This is a genomic window from Paenibacillus sanguinis 2301083 = DSM 16941 (genome assembly GCF_000374825.1).
GTDB lineage: Bacteria > Bacillota > Bacilli > Paenibacillales > Paenibacillaceae > Fontibacillus > Fontibacillus sanguinis.
Genome location: NZ_KB895383.1, coordinates 144,351 through 160,488 on the forward strand (window position 1 = coordinate 144,351; position 16,138 = coordinate 160,488).

The window sequence follows — 16,138 nt, forward strand, 5'->3', positions numbered from 1 at the left end:
CTCACATTAGATTGTCCCGAACCCATCAAATAAAAACATACTTTCGTCAATTTATCAGATCATTAAAATTTCCCGAATATCCTCTTCCGTAAGTGCTGATAAAGCTTCCTGTCCCGGCTTCAGCACTTCCTCAATTAAATTCTTCTTCTTTTGTTGCAGCTCATACATCTTGTCTTCCACGGTACCCTGAGCAACCAGACGAATGACCTGCACGATATTTTTTTGTCCAATCCGGTGTGCGCGATCTGCGGCCTGCTGTTCGACGGCAGGGTTCCACCACAGATCATAGAGTATCACCGTATCCGCCCCGGTGAGGTTAAGTCCGGTTCCTCCAGCCTTTAACGAAATCAGGAATAAATCGCGTTCTCCATCATTGAAGCGTTGGCATAGTCCGACGCGCTCAGCCGCAGGTGTCTTGCCGTCAAGATAGAAGAAGGGGAGACCCCGGTATCCCAGCTCGCGCCCGATCAAATCCAGCATCTGTGTAAACTGTGAAAAAATCAGCACGCGTTTCCCCGCACTTTGGCATTCCTCGATCATTTCAAACAGTTGATCAAATTTGGCCGAACCTCCTTCGTAACCGTCAACGAATAGGGAAGGGTGGCAACAAAGCTGTCGCAGCCGGGTCAATCCGGCCAGGATGCGAATGCGGTTTTGCCCAAACGAGTCAGCATCGAGATGCTTTAACGTATCCTGCTGGAGCTTGGCGAGATAAGCCAGGTACAGCTTCTTCTGTTCCGGCAGCAACTCGCTGGCTTGCAGAGATTCAATCTTCTCCGGCAGCTCCTTAAGCACGTCTGTCTTTAAGCGACGTAGGAGGAAGGGCCGAATCCGTCGTGATATCTTGTCCCGGGACAGCTCAGCAAACGCCTGACGGCCAGGGAATAGCTCGGGAAATACGGCGCTGAATATCGACCACAATTCCTCCAAAGAGTTCTCAACCGGTGTCCCGGTCAAGGCAAAACGTTGCCGGGCTTGCAGGCTCTTGACCGCTTGCGCTGTTTGCGAAGCATGGTTCTTGAAGCTCTGGGCTTCATCGAGAAACAGCGTATGAAAGGACAATTCGGCAAATTGATCGACATCCCGGCGCAGAAGCGGGTAGGAAGTAATAATGACGTCAGCGGAATCGGCCTCGCGCAGTGTCCGGACTCGTTCGGCTTTGCTGCCATCGGCAATCACCACTTTCACCTGCGGTGCAAACTTGGCCAATTCATTCTGCCAGTTATAGACTAATGATGCGGGCGCAACGATCAGGGCGGGTTGCCCGGATTCGGTAATTTCCGGCAGTACAGAGACGATAAAGGCGATGCTTTGCAGCGTTTTGCCCAGACCCATATCATCGGCCAGGATTCCTCCAAAGCGGTAATGGGCCAACGTCTTCAGCCACTGGAAGCCATAAACCTGATAATCACGAAGGACGGGAGCAAGCTGAGGTGGAACGGCAAACTCCAGATTCCCGGGACGCCGCAAATGATGCAGCAGCTCGCGGAAGGACTTACCCAGCCGTACAGCATCGCCTTGCAATTCCTCTTCCTTGATGTGCAGTCCTCTTGCTAGCGGCACGCGAAATTCCGAACCACCGAAATCCTGAGGGCGCAGGCCAACTTCATTCATGAAATGGATAATTTCCTGAAATTCATCGCTCTCCAGCGGCATAAAGGCTCCGCCGGGCAACCGATAATAACGGCGCTTCTCCTCCAAAGCTTGCAATAATCCGCGAATCTCCGCTTCTCCAATATCAGACATGCTGAAGCGGAACTCCAGCCAATTCGTACGTTCATCAAGCTCGACAGATATTTTTGGGGGCCTGAGGTCATGAATCATTCTTGTCTTCACCGCTGAGGTGGCATAAACATCAAGCAATTTCTCAAGCTCGGGAATGATATGGTAGAGGAACTCATATTCAGCATCCTCATCATCGAGGAAATAACCGCTTTCTGTCCGGGTAAACAAGCCGGATTCCATGAGTTCTATAATTTGCCGTTCCTTGTCTCCATCCCGCAGCAGAATCAAATCTGTTCCCCGCTTGGGTCCATGCTCTTCGAGTGGGTTAAACACGATGTCGCCATACTGGAATTCCAAGCCGGCCACGAGCCGGTCCTTGATTCTGTCCAAATAGAGCTTGGCTATAAGCTTGGTGCGGAGCATGCGGCGGGCGACCGTTTCCTCAATATCGACATTCCCGAGCTTCATCAAACCCGGCAACACCTTCTCTACAAAAGGTTCAATTTGCTCCGAAGAGATCATAATATGCCGCTTGCGTGCAGTCGCCAGCATATGCTTCATCTCGGCCAAGCGACGAACCTGTGCGGGAGTTTGGCGAATGAAGCGGCCATTATAGAGAATGACACCGTAGGCTTCCATGACTGTGATGTCATCAAGCCCCTGAGCCGTAAACTCAAAGCTGTTGTCACTGCTTTGATTCAGATCAAAATTCAGCGGCAATAGCTCATCCGACAGCTTGAGACCACCCCATAATTGTCCATCCTGCTCAAGCTGTACCGAGGGAGCCTGCATCAAGAGAGGAAATATGGCTTCCCAAAGAAAAGGCGGAATCGGCAGCAGTCGATCACCTGTTCCATGCGCCTTATGCCTGGAAAAACCACTGAGGGTTTCCTGATACATTTGCTCATTGTGGTAAATATCCACCATTTTCTGGATCAGGGCCTCATCCTGTGGCCGAAAGCTATGCCGAGCTGGATCATAATTAAAGTGCTTCGAGAAGCTATAAGGTTCCTTACGAGACAGCTTGTCCAGAAAGTCGCGGATGTTCTTGACGATATATAGGCGCTTAATGCCAATCTTCATTTCCAGGCCAAATAAATGCTTGCGATAGCCGTAGGGAAAGGGGCGCAGTGTGAATTCACTTTCCAGCGGTGCTCGGGCATCGAACCGGGTGCCTGCCCGCAGCGGCTGCTGAGCCTCTTCCTCAAAGAGCTGCATCATGTCACGGGTAATCCAGATATCACGGGAAGGGATATCCCGGCCTCGGCGCTGCTCCTCATGGGAGTGTGCCGGGTGGAGGAGGGAAGGGTACGCGCGTACCGGAGCTTTACCGTTTTGCTGCATATCGTGAACTCCCATCATGACGGCGGCAATATGCTTGCAATAGTTATTATAGGAATAGAAGGCAGGGCAATTGCATTCTGCCTGGACATCACCATGTTGATCAAATTGCAGGGAGACATGGTAATGCCCGGTCCCGGATACCGTGGCTTCATACACCCGGGATCCGTGATCGATGCGCAGAAATGTAACCTTGCCCGTCCGATAGTAAGCTTCGCCCCGTTCATAGGAAATCCGGCCGCAAAGCAGCTTGATGACACGCTGAGTTAATGGAAAGCTCATGAGTCATTTCCTCTCTATACTCTTAGTCTGTTCGTGATCTGTTCGTATGTTTCTCTTGTCCCTATGATACCAGAAAATGCGGGAATGTAACATGCGAAGCTAAGAGAGCGATCCAGCCAAGGCCAGCCACTTTCTTGCAAGGTATGGTGCTTTTGTGGAGGTTACTATATAATTTTTAGCGGTGTAGTATTTACTCCCAGAGCATATACAGTTTCAACAAAGAAGCAGAAACGAGGTACAGCATAACATGGCAGCTATAGAAGTGCGTGATTTGCGCAAAACATTCAAAGTGCAGAAAAATCGCCAGGGCCTCAAGGGGGCCTTTCTCGATTTATTCAAGAGGGAATACAACGAAGTGGCCGCCGTGAAAGATATCTCCTTCCAAATTCCGCAAGGGGAGATTTGCGGCTATATCGGAGAGAACGGAGCCGGCAAGTCCACGACGATCAAAATGCTGACAGGCATTCTTGTACCAACGTCTGGTCATCTATCGGTGGGCGGCTTTGTGCCTTATGCCGAGCGAGAGAAATTTGTGCAGCATATCGGCGTGGTCTTCGGTCAGCGCAGCCAGCTTTGGTGGGATATCGGCGTGATTGAGTCTTTTGAGCTGCTGCGCAAGGTTTACCGTGTACCACAGGCTGACTATAAGAAGAGGCTGGATGAGCTTGTGGAGCGTCTTCAGCTACAAGATCTCTTGAGCCGGCCAGTACGTAAGCTGAGCTTGGGACAGCGGATGCGTTGTGAACTGGTAGCGGCGTTATTGCATAATCCGTCCATTGTCTTTTTGGACGAGCCAACGATAGGACTGGATATTGTTGTGAAGTCGGAAATTCGCGATTTCCTGCAGGATATGAACCGTGAGCATGGAACGACGATCCTGCTAACCACGCATGATCTACAGGATATTGAAGCACTTTGCTCTAGGGTCATCATGCTAGACGATGGGCAAATCATTTATGATGGCGGATTGGATGAGCTCAAGGACCGCTGGGGCAGGGGCAAGGAAGTATTGTTCCAGTTCGGCACCGTGACCAAGCTGGATCAATTGCGTGCCTGGACCGGGCAACAACCGGTGATCTGGAGCGCGGAAAATGATCTGAATGCCAAGGTCTGGATTCCTCGCGATATCGGCGTATCTGAAGTGCTCGGTCAAGTTGTGGGCCAGGCTGATATTACGGATATCAAAATTATAGAGACCAATACCGATGAAATTGTGCGCAGCATTTATCAATCGGGCTCCGCCGAGAACAAAGCCGGTGAGCGCGCGGACAGCCGCGAAGGAGCGGTGATTCATGTCTAGCACGATGGGGGCTTACCTTGATTTTATTCGCATTCGTTTCTTAACGATGCTTGCCTACCGCATCAACTATTATTCCGGAATTATCATCTATACGCTGAATATTGGGGTGTACTATTTTACGTGGAAGGCGATTTACGGGGGCGGCGGGGAACTTGGGGGCTTTACGGCTTCGCAGATGACGACGTATCTGGCCGTTTCCTGGATGGCCAGGGCCTTTTATTTCAACAATCTGGATCGGGAGATTTCTACCGATATTCGCGATGGCAGCATTGCGATCCAATTCATTCGTCCGTATAACTATATTATGGTCAAAATGATGCAGGGGCTTGGGGAAGGCATGTTTCGATTCATCATGTTAATGATTCCCGGAATGGCGGTAGCGATGCTGCTGTATCCAGTACAATTGCCTACCGCACCCGAGGCGTGGGCAGGCTTTCTCGTCATGCTGTTCTTCAGCTTTCTGATCAATTCACAGCTTAATGTGATTACCGGACTCATGGCCTTTTTTGTGGAAAATAACGAGGGCTTCATGCGTATGAAGCGGGTTATTGTGGATTTGTTCTCCGGACTGATCATTCCGATTAGCTTGTTTCCCTCCTGGCTGTCGGGGATCATGACGTTCCTGCCCTTTCAGGCAATTACGTATCTGCCGGGCTCCGTTTTTACGGGGCGGATCCAGGGAGCATCCATCTGGGGTGTGTTGGGCGTTCAGGTCGTGTGGTTCCTCCTGCTGCTTATTCCGATGATATGGCTGTACCGCGCCTCGCGGAAGCGCCTGTTCGTGCAAGGAGGTTGAGCAGAGTATGTATTATTTGGGCCTGATCGGTGAATATTTGAAGAATTATATGAAGACCCGCTTGACCTATCGCGCGGATTTCTGGGTGGAGGTCATCTCTGACTTGCTGTTTCAGGCGACGAACCTGATCTTTATCTTCGTCATCTTCATGCATACCAACAGCTTGGGGGGGTGGAGCGAGAGCGAGGTTGTGTTCGTTTACGGCTTCTTTATGGTTCCGTTTGGCATCTTCAGTTGTTTTATTAATTTGTGGGGGTTCAGTGAAAGGTATATTGTCAAAGGCGAGATGGACCGAATTATGACCCGTCCGGCCTATAACTTGTTCCAAATCTTTCTTGAGAATGTGGACCCGCCAGCCCTGGTTGGTTCGATTATCGGAATGGTGATTATGATCATCAGTGGGGGACAGCTTGGTCTCAGCCTGGAATGGTGGACGATCCCGGCATTGCTGCTGTTCACCTTGAGCGCAACGGCCATCTATACCGGCATCTACACCACGCTGACATCCTTATCCTTTTACTCGGATGCGCCTACGGGCATTCTGCCGCTGATGTACAATGTGCAAGGCTATGGCCGTTATCCGGTGACCATCTATAACCGCGCTATTCAAGTGCTCTTGACCTGGATTTTGCCATTTGCCTTCGTAGGTGTGTATCCAGCTTCATTGTTCCTGGAGCGGGAGGAGATGAAGCAGATGGCCTGGCTGACTCCTTTGGTGGGCGTCGTCTTTCTGGCGATAGGCCTTACCGCCTGGAACTTTGGGGTGCGCAAATACCGGGGAGCCGGGTCTTAGTATAGAAAATATTCTAAAACAAAGAAGCTTACAACCGCAGCTTATCATGTAACGGTTCGTAAGCTTCTTTGATTAAATAGGCCAAATGTCCAACTGCTATACCTTGGGTGGTCTGGCAAATCGGCCATATATTTCGGCGGATTGCACCACGTTCATAAAAGCATGGGGATCAGCCTCGGCTACAGCTTTACGGACGGCCGCCAGCTCATAGCGAGTCGTTACCGTCATCAGTGTACAATTCTCCTCTTCATGGTAGCCACCTTCCGAGTGGATGCATGTAATGCCATGATGCAGTTTGCGTAGCTGGCAAAGCATCTGCTCCTTCTGCTTCGTTATGATGAAGCAGGTGACTTTGATATGACCGATATGGATCATATCCACGACCTTGCCTTTTACGAATGTAGATAACATCGAATAGAGGGCAAGATCCCAGCTTTGGAAGAAGCCCAGCGCCAGAATGACGATCCCGTTCAGCAGGAAGAGGATGTTACCCATTGGCCAATCATATTTCCTCGTTAGGATGGATCCGAGAATATCCAGCCCTCCGGTTGAACCTCCGACCCGCAAGGAGAAGCCGATACCTGCAGCAGAGATAATCCCGCCGAATACAGCAGCCAGAATCGGGTCCTTCGTCAAATGAACCTGAGGGATGAGGGACATAAACCAGGTTGTACTGAGGACGGAAATACAGCTTAAGGCGATGTAACGTCGTCCCACCGCTCTCCATCCCCAGGCGATCAATGGCAAGTTCACTAGGAAATAGACCAAGGAGATATTCCATCCGGTCATATAACCAATGATGGAGGCGATCCCGGCTACACCTCCCGATAACAGCTTGTGTGGAATGAGGAACAGGTTGAGCCCGGCAGCCACAAGCAGTCCGCCCAGAAGAATAATCGCGACCTCCTGTGCTGGCTTTAGAGATGCCTTAATCGGTTTGCTAAGGACAGGAGTACATTGTTTTAAATTCATGGTTTAAGCCTTCTTTTCTAGTAATGGTTAGTATAACAAAACAATAAAATATTGTTATCAGATTAAATCATCTTTTTTATCAGTATAGCAGAATATGATATTTGTAACACCGTCCCCATAAGCCTTTATTCCGCAAATTCCTGGTAGGATTGGTTGGTCAGCCCTACACGTTCAATAGTGATTTGAACGGTGGGTTTAAACTCGATATCAGCAAACACGTTTTCCCATTGATTCTCAACCTGCTTCCATTCCTTAGGATTTTTGCGACGGAACATTTCGGCAAAGCCAACGATGTCCGCTTTTAATTCATGTACACCACTCCAGCCTTGCGAGATGATGCCCAGCAGCTCCTTCTTGATGACCTGTTCCAGTTCCTTGATCAGCTCGGGATCACTGGCATCCAGCTTGAACTCGGTATCGGTAATCATCCCTGCGGCCTTTATAGTGGCATCAACCTTGATTTTTTGCTGCTCCATGCGGATATCTAACTTCGTAGCATTGGCGGAGATTTCAAAGGTGGCCTTATTTTCATCTTCACTGTCTGCTTCGGGGAACGAGAAGGGGATCACTGCCTGATTCACCCGATTGCGGATAAAGGAGACGCCTAGTGCCTCATCCTGATTCAACCACCCGGCCAATTTGCCTGCTTTGAGCACAGCAAGCCCGCCAAGCTTCAGCTTGGAGGCAGAGATCGTCGTCTCCAGCGCTTGGGTTGAACCCGTCTCTGGTGTGCCGGAAATCATCAGCTCAGGCATAATAGCACATTTGGACGGCCCTGCCAACTGATTAGCGAGATCAAACATATTAATTTTGGGTAAAATAGAGGTCGCTTTATTTTCTTTATCAATTAACTTGTGGATGCCTTCACCGGTATTCTTTTCCAGATACATGAGTTGGGATACCAGCAGCTTAGGATCCTGCTTCGAGACAAAAAGATCGACGGTTTCCCTGGCCTGGGGATTGCGCAGATACGCATCAATCAAAGAGTTTAATCCATATTTGGCCGCAGCTTCGCCGATAATCAGGACCCGGTTATTACCGAGATGAAGCTGCCTGGTATTTTCCATTTCATTATTGGACAACGCCTTGCGCAGCGTCTTCCCCTGAGTAGACAGCACGCTGATGGGTGGGCCGGAGCCCGGGCCGCCGCTGGCATTGGCCGAAGCATTGGCAGGAGTGAGGAGTTGAAAAGTAACCTCCCACTGCTTATCCTTCCTGTTCACGCCGGTGGCAGAGACAATGGCCAGATCGGTTAATTCATTCTGATGCCAGCAGCCGGAAAGGGTACTCATTACGAAAATCCAGCATAGTATCAAGATCAACTTTTTCTTCGCCATAGGCCTACTCCTTTTTCGATTTGCCTTTTTGGGGGTCAGGTTTTTGGTGCTTTCCTTCACGGATGCGGTTGGGCCCAGTGATACCGGCGGGGCGCGTGCGCATCTTCCACAGGGGGAGGCGGATAAAGACGTCCTTCATATTTTGCCACACCAGCGGCGTAAGCGGCATCATGTAAGGCACACCAAACGAGCGCAAGGAGGCCAGATGAATACAAAGAAGCATCAGCCCGACCATAATTCCATACAGCCCTAGCCCTCCTGCCAAAAGCATAAGCAAAAAGCGAATCAAGCCTACCGTCACCGACAGGTTAGTGGAGGGGAGGACGAAGTTGGAGATTGCCGTAAAGGATACGATGATGACCATGGCCGCCGAGATCAGCCCGGCTTCAACAGCAGCTTGTCCCAGCACCAATGCGCCAACAATGGAAATAGCTGCCCCGATCGCTTTAGGCATACGGACCCCGGCTTCGCGTAGAATCTCGAAGGTAATCTCCATCAGGAATGCTTCTATAAGAGCAGGTAAAGGTACACCTTCACGCTGAGCCACCAGGCTGATAAGCAATGTAGTGGGCAGCATCTCGGGGTGATAAGTGGTGATCGCAATGTATAAGGACGGCAGCAATAGTGACACGAAGAAGGCGCCAAAACGCAATATTCTCCAGAAGGAGGCGATATAGAAGCGCTGATAATAATCCTCGCTGGACTGGAAGAAGCTGAAGAACGTAATAGGAGCCAGGAGGACAAAGGGTGAACCATCAACGATGATGGCAATTCGTCCATCCAGAATCCCCGCCGTCGCCACATCCGGACGTTCCGTATTAAAAATGGTAGGGAAGGGGCTTAGTGTCGCATCCTCAATCATCTCTTCAATATATCCACTCTCCAGAATGGCATCAATATCAATTTGATCCAGTCGTTTGTGAATTTCCTTGACCACGGAGGAATCAGCAATACCTTCCAGGTATACGACCGATACATTGGTCTGGGTCTGTACTCCAATGACCTTGTCCTCGACACGCAGCTTGGGTGACTTCAGTCTGCGGCTGATGAGAGAAAGATTCGTGCGCAGGTTCTCCGTAAAGGCTTCCTTGGGGCCGCGAATGACATTTTGCGTCGTCGGCTCGGATAGACTTCGGTATTTCCCGCCGGCAGTACCCGCCGAGATCGCCCGATTAAACCCTTCGGCCAGAATGACGGTATTGCCCTGCATGATTTTCTGCCACAAAGCGTCCATATCCTCGATAATTTCCGAAGGGCCCGCGGCGGTCGCACAGTTCTGAATTTCAGTGAAGCGTTCCTCTGTGGCCTCTTCAGATCCCCACATCGCCAACATCAAGGGGCGAACGAGGGATTCGTTAATAGAAGCGATATCGACTAGCCCCTCTATATAGACCAGGGCAAACTCCTTGCGGCCGGTAATCGAATCATGTACCAGGCGAAGTACGATATCGGAACGGGTATGTTCTGAATTTTGAAGCCGCGAGAGATTATCCTCCAAGCGGGATGATAATGGAACTGGCTGCGGCTTGATTGGCTGTTGAGTAGGTTTCATATTGTTCTCTCCTGCTTTATTCATTTGACGGTGGACTACTGACCGGATCCTTCTGCTTGCGTTTACGCTTGACCCAATGCGTAATCATCATGACCAGCACAAGAATGACCGGCAATACAATTTGGAAGATGGGGAAATGAAGCTTGAGGTTATAATCAAAGCCCACCCGAATTTGCTCAATATAGCTCCGAAAGAGCCGGGCTCCGAAAAATATGGCGGCCCCGACAGGAATGACCATAGTCCGATACTTAACCTTGAATAGCTCAGAGGTTCCCAGAACCGCCGCGAAGTAATAGGTTGCTTGCTTGAAGAAGACACCACCGAACAGCAGCAAGCTGACAAAGGGGTCCATCCGTTCCAAGAAGCCGCCGACTTGAATCAGGCTGGTGCTGAACATGAACGGAATGACATAGGCACCGGATATATCCCCCAGCACGGTAATAATCAGTATATTCGTAACGACAATGAACAGGCCGGAGCAGATATAGGAAATCATGCTGAATTTTTTGAATTTATTAAAGGGTCCGAGGTGTTTCCAGAACATAAGAAAGACCACCATTTCCCCAAAGGGGAAAGAAATGACCTCCGGGATCGCGGCATCCCAGACTGGCTTCCAGCCTTCTTCAAGCACCGGCAGCAGCCGTCTGAAATCAACCAGACCAGATGCAAACAAGAAGGCGAACAGCACAATGTAAATCAATAAAAGCCAAGGGAGCACCAATTGACCTACCCGGAAGAAGACCTCCAGTCCATGGAATATGGCATAGGCTCCTACACACATCAGCACGAGCATAATGGTATCCAGTGACGACCTGGGTAGCATGTAGAGGATGACCAGATCACCAAACTCCCGGACATTTCTCACCGATTTATAGATGAAATATCCGATAAAAGATAATCCAAGGATAAAGCCAAGATATTTGCCAAAGTATCGATTGAGTATTTCTATAAGGCTGGCCTGCGGAGCTTTGGCCTGGATAGGCATAGTCACGAAGACAAGCATGGCCAAGCCCATCAGCATAGCGATCAATACCGAAATCCAGGCATCATGCTTGGCATCGCTGGCAAGCAGGAACAAGGAGGAGCTACCGATCTGGAACAATATGATTATTGAAGCTAATTGGCCAGCACTGACTTTTTCCTGCAAAGAGTGAACCTCCCGTCGGAACCTGAAGATAATGACTATACTATTTCCAAAATCGCTAATTTTACCCGTAAATGACGTGTTAAAGACGCAATTCTGCAAGGAAAAGGGCTCTCAACAATACAGAGCAAGAGGATGAGCAAAACAAAAAGGGATATCCCGCCCCCAGTTGCAGGTGCAGGTATATCCCTTGAACAATTCAATTCAATTGCTTTAGGCCCAATTCCCTTTACGGAACACAGGCTCTATCGTACCATCTGGAAGCTCTCCGTCAATATCCAGTTCAGCAGAGCCAATCATAAAGTCCACATGCGTCAGGCTCACATTGACGCCTCTGGCCAGCAGCTCTTCCTTGCTCAGTCGGGTGCCGCCCTCAATGTTGACCGGATAGGCGCTGCCTAAGGCAAAATGACAAGAGGCATTTTCATCGATTCCAGTGTTATAGAAGATGCGATTTAACTGTGAAATGGGGGAGCTGTGTGGCACCAGCGCGATTTCCCCCAAATGGGAAGCTCCCTCGTCTGTCGCAAGCAGGTGAGTTATATGCTCCCGGCCGGATTTGGCATCATAATCGACAACCTTGCCATCCCGGAAGGTCAGCTTCAATCCTTCGACAAGCTGACCATTCAGGTTGAGCGGCATCGTGCTTGTAACTGTACCATTGACTCCGTTACGGTGCGGCATCGAGTAGATTTCCTCGGTTGGCATATTAGCTACAAAGTAAGTGCCAAAGGCATTTGTGTCGCCACCACCCAACCACAGATAGCCTTCGGGCATTTCAACTTCAAGCCGGGTACCAGGAGCGCGGTAATGCAGTTTCTTGTAACGCTTGGCATTCATGTGCTCTTGTCTCAGCTTAAGCTCCTGAATATGCTCCCTCCAGGCGGCTACCGGATCTTCACGATAGACACGATTCATCTGGAAGACGGCTTCCCACATAGCTGGAATTCGTTCCTCTTCCGGCAGGTCGGCGAACACCCTATCTGCCCAGGCACGGGTAGGGGCCTTGACGAGTGACCAGGTAATCTGATTGTTGCGTGTTTGTGCGGAATGCTTTTGCCGCGCTCTGGCCGCTGCTTTAACCGCAATGGACACCTTGGATGAATCTATGCCGCTCAAGAGTTCAGGGTCAGGTACTTTAATCCGCATGATTGCCCCGCCCTCATTGCCGAATTGCTCTGCCAAATCGGCAAGCCACTTGGGGTAATAATCCAATGATTCTTCACTTGCTTCCTGGTAGCGAATTCGCGTCAGTTGCTCGTCTTCCCAATCCACGTGAACATATTTGGCACCGGCCCGGTAAGCTTTAATTACCAGCAACCGTGTCAGTTCCACCGTTTCCAACGGGGCTGTAATCATCAAATTCTGACCTGGCTGAATGTTAACGCCAACCTTGATGACCAACTCCGCATATTTTTCCAGCAGGACCTCGAAAGATTCCATTACTAACTCCTCCAATTAACAAATGTAACGTCTCTAAACGTACTTTATTCGAACACACAAATCTTATTGTAGCATGAACCAGATCAAGCCTCCTTATTTTATTTCTCCTTAATATTCCAATGTTATGGTTGCTTTGTAATCTTCATACAACTCAAGGGGAGGAACGAATCGATGCGCATAATAGTTGCTGGTGGTGACGGTTTTTGCGGGTGGCCAACGGCGCTCTACTTATCTAAACGAGGACATGAAGTAGCCATCATTGATAATTTAGCCAGGCGTAAATGGGATAATGAACTGCGTTCGAATTCCTTAACACTCATCGCTACATTGCATGAGCGGATAGAACGCTGGAGGGAACTCACCGGCCACAGCATCACTTATTACATCGGGGATTTAAACCATTATGATTTCCTGGGGGAAGTGATGCGTCAGTTCCGTCCCGATACCTTTGTGCATTTTGCCGAACAGCGTTCCGCTCCTTATTCTATGGTAGACCGGGAGCACGCTGTGTTTACCCAAGTGAACAATGTAGTCGGGACATTAAATGTCGGATATGCCATTCGAGAGTATGCTCCCGACTGCCATTTGATTAAGCTGGGAACGATGGGGGAGTACGGCACACCGAACATCGATATCGAAGAAGGTTACATTGAGATTGAACATAATGGACGCAAGGATATTTTACCTTACCCCAAACAACCGGGTTCTTTCTACCATTTATCAAAGGTGCATGACAGCCACAATCTGATGTTCATGTGCCGGATTTGGGGATTGCGGGTGACCGATTTGAACCAGGGTGTAGTTTATGGGCTGCATACCGAAGAGACCTTGCTTGATCCGGTGCTGGCCAATCGCTTTGACTATGACGGCGTGTTCGGTACGGCCTTGAATCGTTTTCTTGTGCAAGCGGCAATCGGGCATGACTTGACCGTTTATGGACGGGGAGGGCAAACCCGGGGTTTCCTGAATATTTCCGATACGGTGCGATGTATCGAAATTACAGTAGAACATCCCGCCGACCGTGGTGAGTTCCGAGTGTTTAATCAGTTCACTGAGGAATTCTCCGTTCTGGATCTGGCCGAGAAGGTGAAGAGAGTAGCGGAGCAAGAAGGTTATGCCGTCAATATTGCTCATTTGGATAATCCACGCGTTGAGAAGGAAGAGCACTACTTCCATGCAAAAAATACAAAGCTGCAAGCGTTGGGGTTGGAGCCACAGTTATTGACAGAACGCGTCTTGCTGGAGATCTTTCAGACAGCGGTAGCAAATAAGGATCGAGTGGTTCTGGACAATGTGCTGCCCGGCGTTAAATGGGGATGAAGGAGCAGGGTGGATGAAGATTGTCATCATAACGGAGACGTTCTATCCCTCGACAAACGGGGTGGTTACACGGCTGTCCCATAGCATCCGCTGGCTGGTACGGCAGGGGCATGAGGTTATCGTGATTTGTCCGGATCAGGGGGTTGGCGAGTTTGAGGGAGCGATCATATATGGCATCCCAGCCTTTCGTTTCTCCCTTTATCCTAATCTGCCTCTGTCTCTGCCTCACTGGAAGGTGCGCAAGCTGCTGCGCCAGCATCGTCCCGATGTGGTGCATGTAGTTAATCCTGCGCTTCTTGGAGTGGCGGGAATTTGGTATGGAAGGCGCTACCCGCTAGTAGCTTCCTACCATACCCATGTTCCTCAATATGCTGATTACTATAAGCTGCCTTGGTTAAAGCCACTGTTGTGGCTGTATCTGCGCTTGCTTCATAACCAGGCAGATCTCAATCTCTGCACCTCCCGGGCTGTGCGTGGCGAGCTTGAAAAGCGGGCATTCCAGAGAATTCAGCTATGGCAGCGAGGTGTGGACACAGAAGCCCTGGGTCCGCATCATCGCGACGAGGATATGCGTAATCGGCTTTCGGGTGGAGAGAGCGACAAACGCCTGCTGCTATATGTCGGACGTTTGGCTGCGGAGAAGGAGATCGAGCGCATTCGCGAGGTGCTACTTGCTTCCAGAGATTTCCGTCTGGCCATTGTTGGAGATGGGCCGCACCGGGCAGCTCTAGAGTCCTATTTCGCGGGCACGGGCACTGTTTTCACCGGGTTCTTACATGGAGAAGAATTATTTCAGGCCTATGCTTCCAGCGATGTATTTGTGTTCCCGTCTACTACGGACACACTGGGCCTAGTGCTGCTGGAGGCGATGGTCTCCGGCTTGCCGGTGGTAGCCGCAGCAAGTGGCCCTGCGCGGGAACAGATTGAGGATGGAGTGAACGGTATATTGTTTGAGCCTGAGGTGAAGGGAGCTTTGACAGAAGCAACTCTACATCTGCGAGATGACGAACGCTTGCGGACGATGGGCTTTGTTGCCCGATCCGGGGCGTTGATGCAGGGCTGGGATGAGTCAAGCCGGCAGTTGCTTGAAATTTACAGCGAGGCTGTGAGACAGACTCAAGATTCAGCCAAGAAGGCAATCCCTAGGACAGGAAGATGGAAGAGGCTAAGCGCATTATCTAGGCGCAAAGGCTTGAAGCAAGCAAAGAAAAATGGGCTTTAAAAGATTAGCCTGCCGTGTGATGCGGCAGGTTTTGCTTTGTTTGAAGCTTGATTGCCAATGAGATAAAGGAATTGCTGCTGAATGGATTTGAATGTTTTTGATTATTTGTGATTGATTTTTAACGAATTTATGTTACGATAAAAGGGAGTTGGGGGGAATTACGATGCTGATAGAAGAACGTTACGCTTTGATATTACAGCGCTTACAAGATCATGGCTTAGTTAAGCTGCAAGAGCTTATTGATCTGCTTAACGCTTCGGAATCCACCGTTAGACGGGATTTGGCCGACTTGGAGGCAAAGGGGCTGGTCAAACGGGTACACGGAGGAGCCTCGCTCCCGGGCGTGAAGAGCAGTGAGCCGGGGATGTCTGAGAAAACGTTCAAAAACGTTCAAGAAAAAGCAATTATCGCTCAATTAGCGGCCGCCGAGCTAAAGGGAGGCGAATGTGTTTATCTGGATGCCGGAACAACGACATTGGCCATGATTGCACATATGGATGCTCCAGATATTACGGTTGTAACCAATGGCCTTTCTCATGTGGAGGCCTTGGTCAGCAAGCAAATCCGCAGCTATTTGCTCGGAGGTATGATGAAAAGCCATACGAAAGCCGTGATAGGAAGCATCGCGTTACAGAATTTGGACAATTTCCGATTTGATAAATGTTTTCTGGGAACCAATGGTATTGATGTGGAGTTGGGTTATACTACACCTGATCCCGAGGAAGCGTTAATCAAGCGGCGGGCGCATCAATTATCTGCCCGATCTTACGTGCTGGCTGATTCCAGCAAGTTCGGCGAGGTATCGTTCGCCAAGCTCTTCGATATTGGCGAAGCTGCGATCATTACAGATCGAGTTCCAGAGCATTTGCGCAACGTCATCGGGCATAAAACAAACATAATCGAGGGATGAG

At 49.9% G+C, this 16,138-nt stretch carries 12 protein-coding genes; 6 read left to right on the forward strand and 6 right to left on the reverse strand.

Translation table 11 applies throughout. The features are described from left to right. Nucleotides 1-54: 54 nt before the first annotated feature. Nucleotides 55-3,348: a DEAD/DEAH box helicase gene (locus tag C557_RS0114025; RefSeq protein WP_018752510.1), complete on the reverse strand. Its 3,294-nt coding sequence runs from the start codon at nt 3,346-3,348 to the stop codon at nt 55-57. Nucleotides 3,349-3,595: 247 nt separating this feature from the next. On the opposite strand from C557_RS0114025, the gene C557_RS0114030 reads away from it, so the two are divergent. The 3 genes from C557_RS0114030 to C557_RS0114040 are packed head-to-tail and all read left to right on the forward strand — an operon-like array spanning nt 3,596 to nt 6,237. Then, nucleotides 3,596-4,648: an ABC transporter ATP-binding protein gene (locus tag C557_RS0114030; RefSeq protein ID WP_018752511.1), complete on the forward strand. Its 1,053-nt coding sequence runs from the start codon at nt 3,596-3,598 to the stop codon at nt 4,646-4,648. Next, nucleotides 4,641-5,444, forward strand: coding sequence for an ABC transporter permease (locus tag C557_RS0114035; protein ID WP_018752512.1), 804 nt, complete (start codon nt 4,641-4,643; stop codon nt 5,442-5,444). Before C557_RS0114030 ends, C557_RS0114035 begins: the two co-directional genes overlap by 8 nt. A gap of 7 nt (nt 5,445-5,451) precedes the next feature. Continuing rightward, nucleotides 5,452-6,237: an ABC transporter permease gene (locus C557_RS0114040; protein ID WP_018752513.1), complete on the forward strand. Its 786-nt coding sequence runs from the start codon at nt 5,452-5,454 to the stop codon at nt 6,235-6,237. 96 nt (nt 6,238-6,333) lie between these two features. Here C557_RS0114040 and C557_RS0114045 read toward each other — a convergent pair whose 3' ends face one another. The 5 genes from C557_RS0114045 to C557_RS0114065 all read right to left on the reverse strand — a co-directional run bounded on the left by C557_RS0114045 (nt 6,334) and on the right by C557_RS0114065 (nt 12,685). After that, nucleotides 6,334-7,209 (reverse strand): YitT family protein, encoded by an 876-nt coding sequence (locus tag C557_RS0114045; RefSeq protein ID WP_018752514.1) that lies wholly within the window; start codon nt 7,207-7,209, stop codon nt 6,334-6,336. Nucleotides 7,210-7,334: 125 nt separating this feature from the next. Next, the gene (locus C557_RS0114050) at nt 7,335-8,546 is read right to left on the reverse strand and encodes a Ger(x)C family spore germination protein (protein ID WP_018752515.1); all 1,212 of its coding nucleotides are present in this window, start codon (nt 8,544-8,546) and stop codon (nt 7,335-7,337) included. Between the two features lie 4 nt (nt 8,547-8,550). Further along, on the reverse strand, nt 8,551-10,098 hold the full coding sequence (locus C557_RS0114055) for a spore germination protein (protein ID WP_018752516.1): 1,548 nt from the start codon (nt 10,096-10,098) through the stop codon (nt 8,551-8,553). 16 nt (nt 10,099-10,114) lie between these two features. Beyond that, on the reverse strand, nt 10,115-11,245 hold the full coding sequence (locus C557_RS0114060; RefSeq protein WP_018752517.1) for a GerAB/ArcD/ProY family transporter: 1,131 nt from the start codon (nt 11,243-11,245) through the stop codon (nt 10,115-10,117). A gap of 210 nt (nt 11,246-11,455) precedes the next feature. Continuing rightward, on the reverse strand, nt 11,456-12,685 hold the full coding sequence (locus C557_RS0114065; protein ID WP_018752518.1) for an aminopeptidase: 1,230 nt from the start codon (nt 12,683-12,685) through the stop codon (nt 11,456-11,458). A 171-nt stretch (nt 12,686-12,856) separates the two neighbouring features. Between C557_RS0114065 and C557_RS0114070 the strand changes: the two genes are divergently transcribed. From C557_RS0114070 to C557_RS0114080, 3 genes are all read left to right on the forward strand, one after another. Then, a complete protein-coding gene (locus tag C557_RS0114070; RefSeq protein ID WP_018752519.1) occupies nt 12,857-14,005 on the forward strand; it encodes an NAD-dependent epimerase/dehydratase family protein in 1,149 nt (382 codons plus the stop codon). Nucleotides 14,006-14,018: 13 nt separating this feature from the next. Further along, on the forward strand, nt 14,019-15,227 hold the full coding sequence (locus C557_RS0114075) for a glycosyltransferase family 4 protein (RefSeq protein ID WP_018752520.1): 1,209 nt from the start codon (nt 14,019-14,021) through the stop codon (nt 15,225-15,227). A 163-nt stretch (nt 15,228-15,390) separates the two neighbouring features. Further along, complete coding sequence (locus C557_RS0114080) at nt 15,391-16,137, forward strand: DeoR/GlpR family DNA-binding transcription regulator (protein WP_018752521.1); 747 nt, start codon at nt 15,391-15,393, stop codon at nt 16,135-16,137. Nucleotide 16,138: the final 1 nt, after the last annotated feature.

Excerpts from the sequence above, each read along its gene's own strand:
- C557_RS0114050 (WP_018752515.1), bottom strand. The coding sequence starts at position 8,546 with ATGGCGAAGAAAAAGTTGATCTTGATACTATGCTGGATTTTCGTAATG.
- C557_RS0114035 (WP_018752512.1), top strand. The coding sequence starts at position 4,641 with ATGTCTAGCACGATGGGGGCTTACCTTGATTTTATTCGCATTCGTTTC.
- C557_RS0114070 (WP_018752519.1), top strand. The coding sequence starts at position 12,857 with ATGCGCATAATAGTTGCTGGTGGTGACGGTTTTTGCGGGTGGCCAACG.
- C557_RS0114065 (WP_018752518.1), bottom strand. The coding sequence starts at position 12,685 with ATGGAATCTTTCGAGGTCCTGCTGGAAAAATATGCGGAGTTGGTCATC.
- C557_RS0114030 (WP_018752511.1), top strand. The coding sequence starts at position 3,596 with ATGGCAGCTATAGAAGTGCGTGATTTGCGCAAAACATTCAAAGTGCAG.
- C557_RS0114075 (WP_018752520.1), top strand. The coding sequence starts at position 14,019 with ATGAAGATTGTCATCATAACGGAGACGTTCTATCCCTCGACAAACGGG.
- C557_RS0114045 (WP_018752514.1), bottom strand. The coding sequence starts at position 7,209 with ATGAATTTAAAACAATGTACTCCTGTCCTTAGCAAACCGATTAAGGCA.
- C557_RS0114025 (WP_018752510.1), bottom strand. The coding sequence starts at position 3,348 with ATGAGCTTTCCATTAACTCAGCGTGTCATCAAGCTGCTTTGCGGCCGG.
- C557_RS0114040 (WP_018752513.1), top strand. The coding sequence starts at position 5,452 with ATGTATTATTTGGGCCTGATCGGTGAATATTTGAAGAATTATATGAAG.
- C557_RS0114080 (WP_018752521.1), top strand. The coding sequence starts at position 15,391 with ATGCTGATAGAAGAACGTTACGCTTTGATATTACAGCGCTTACAAGAT.
- C557_RS0114055 (WP_018752516.1), bottom strand. The coding sequence starts at position 10,098 with ATGAAACCTACTCAACAGCCAATCAAGCCGCAGCCAGTTCCATTATCA.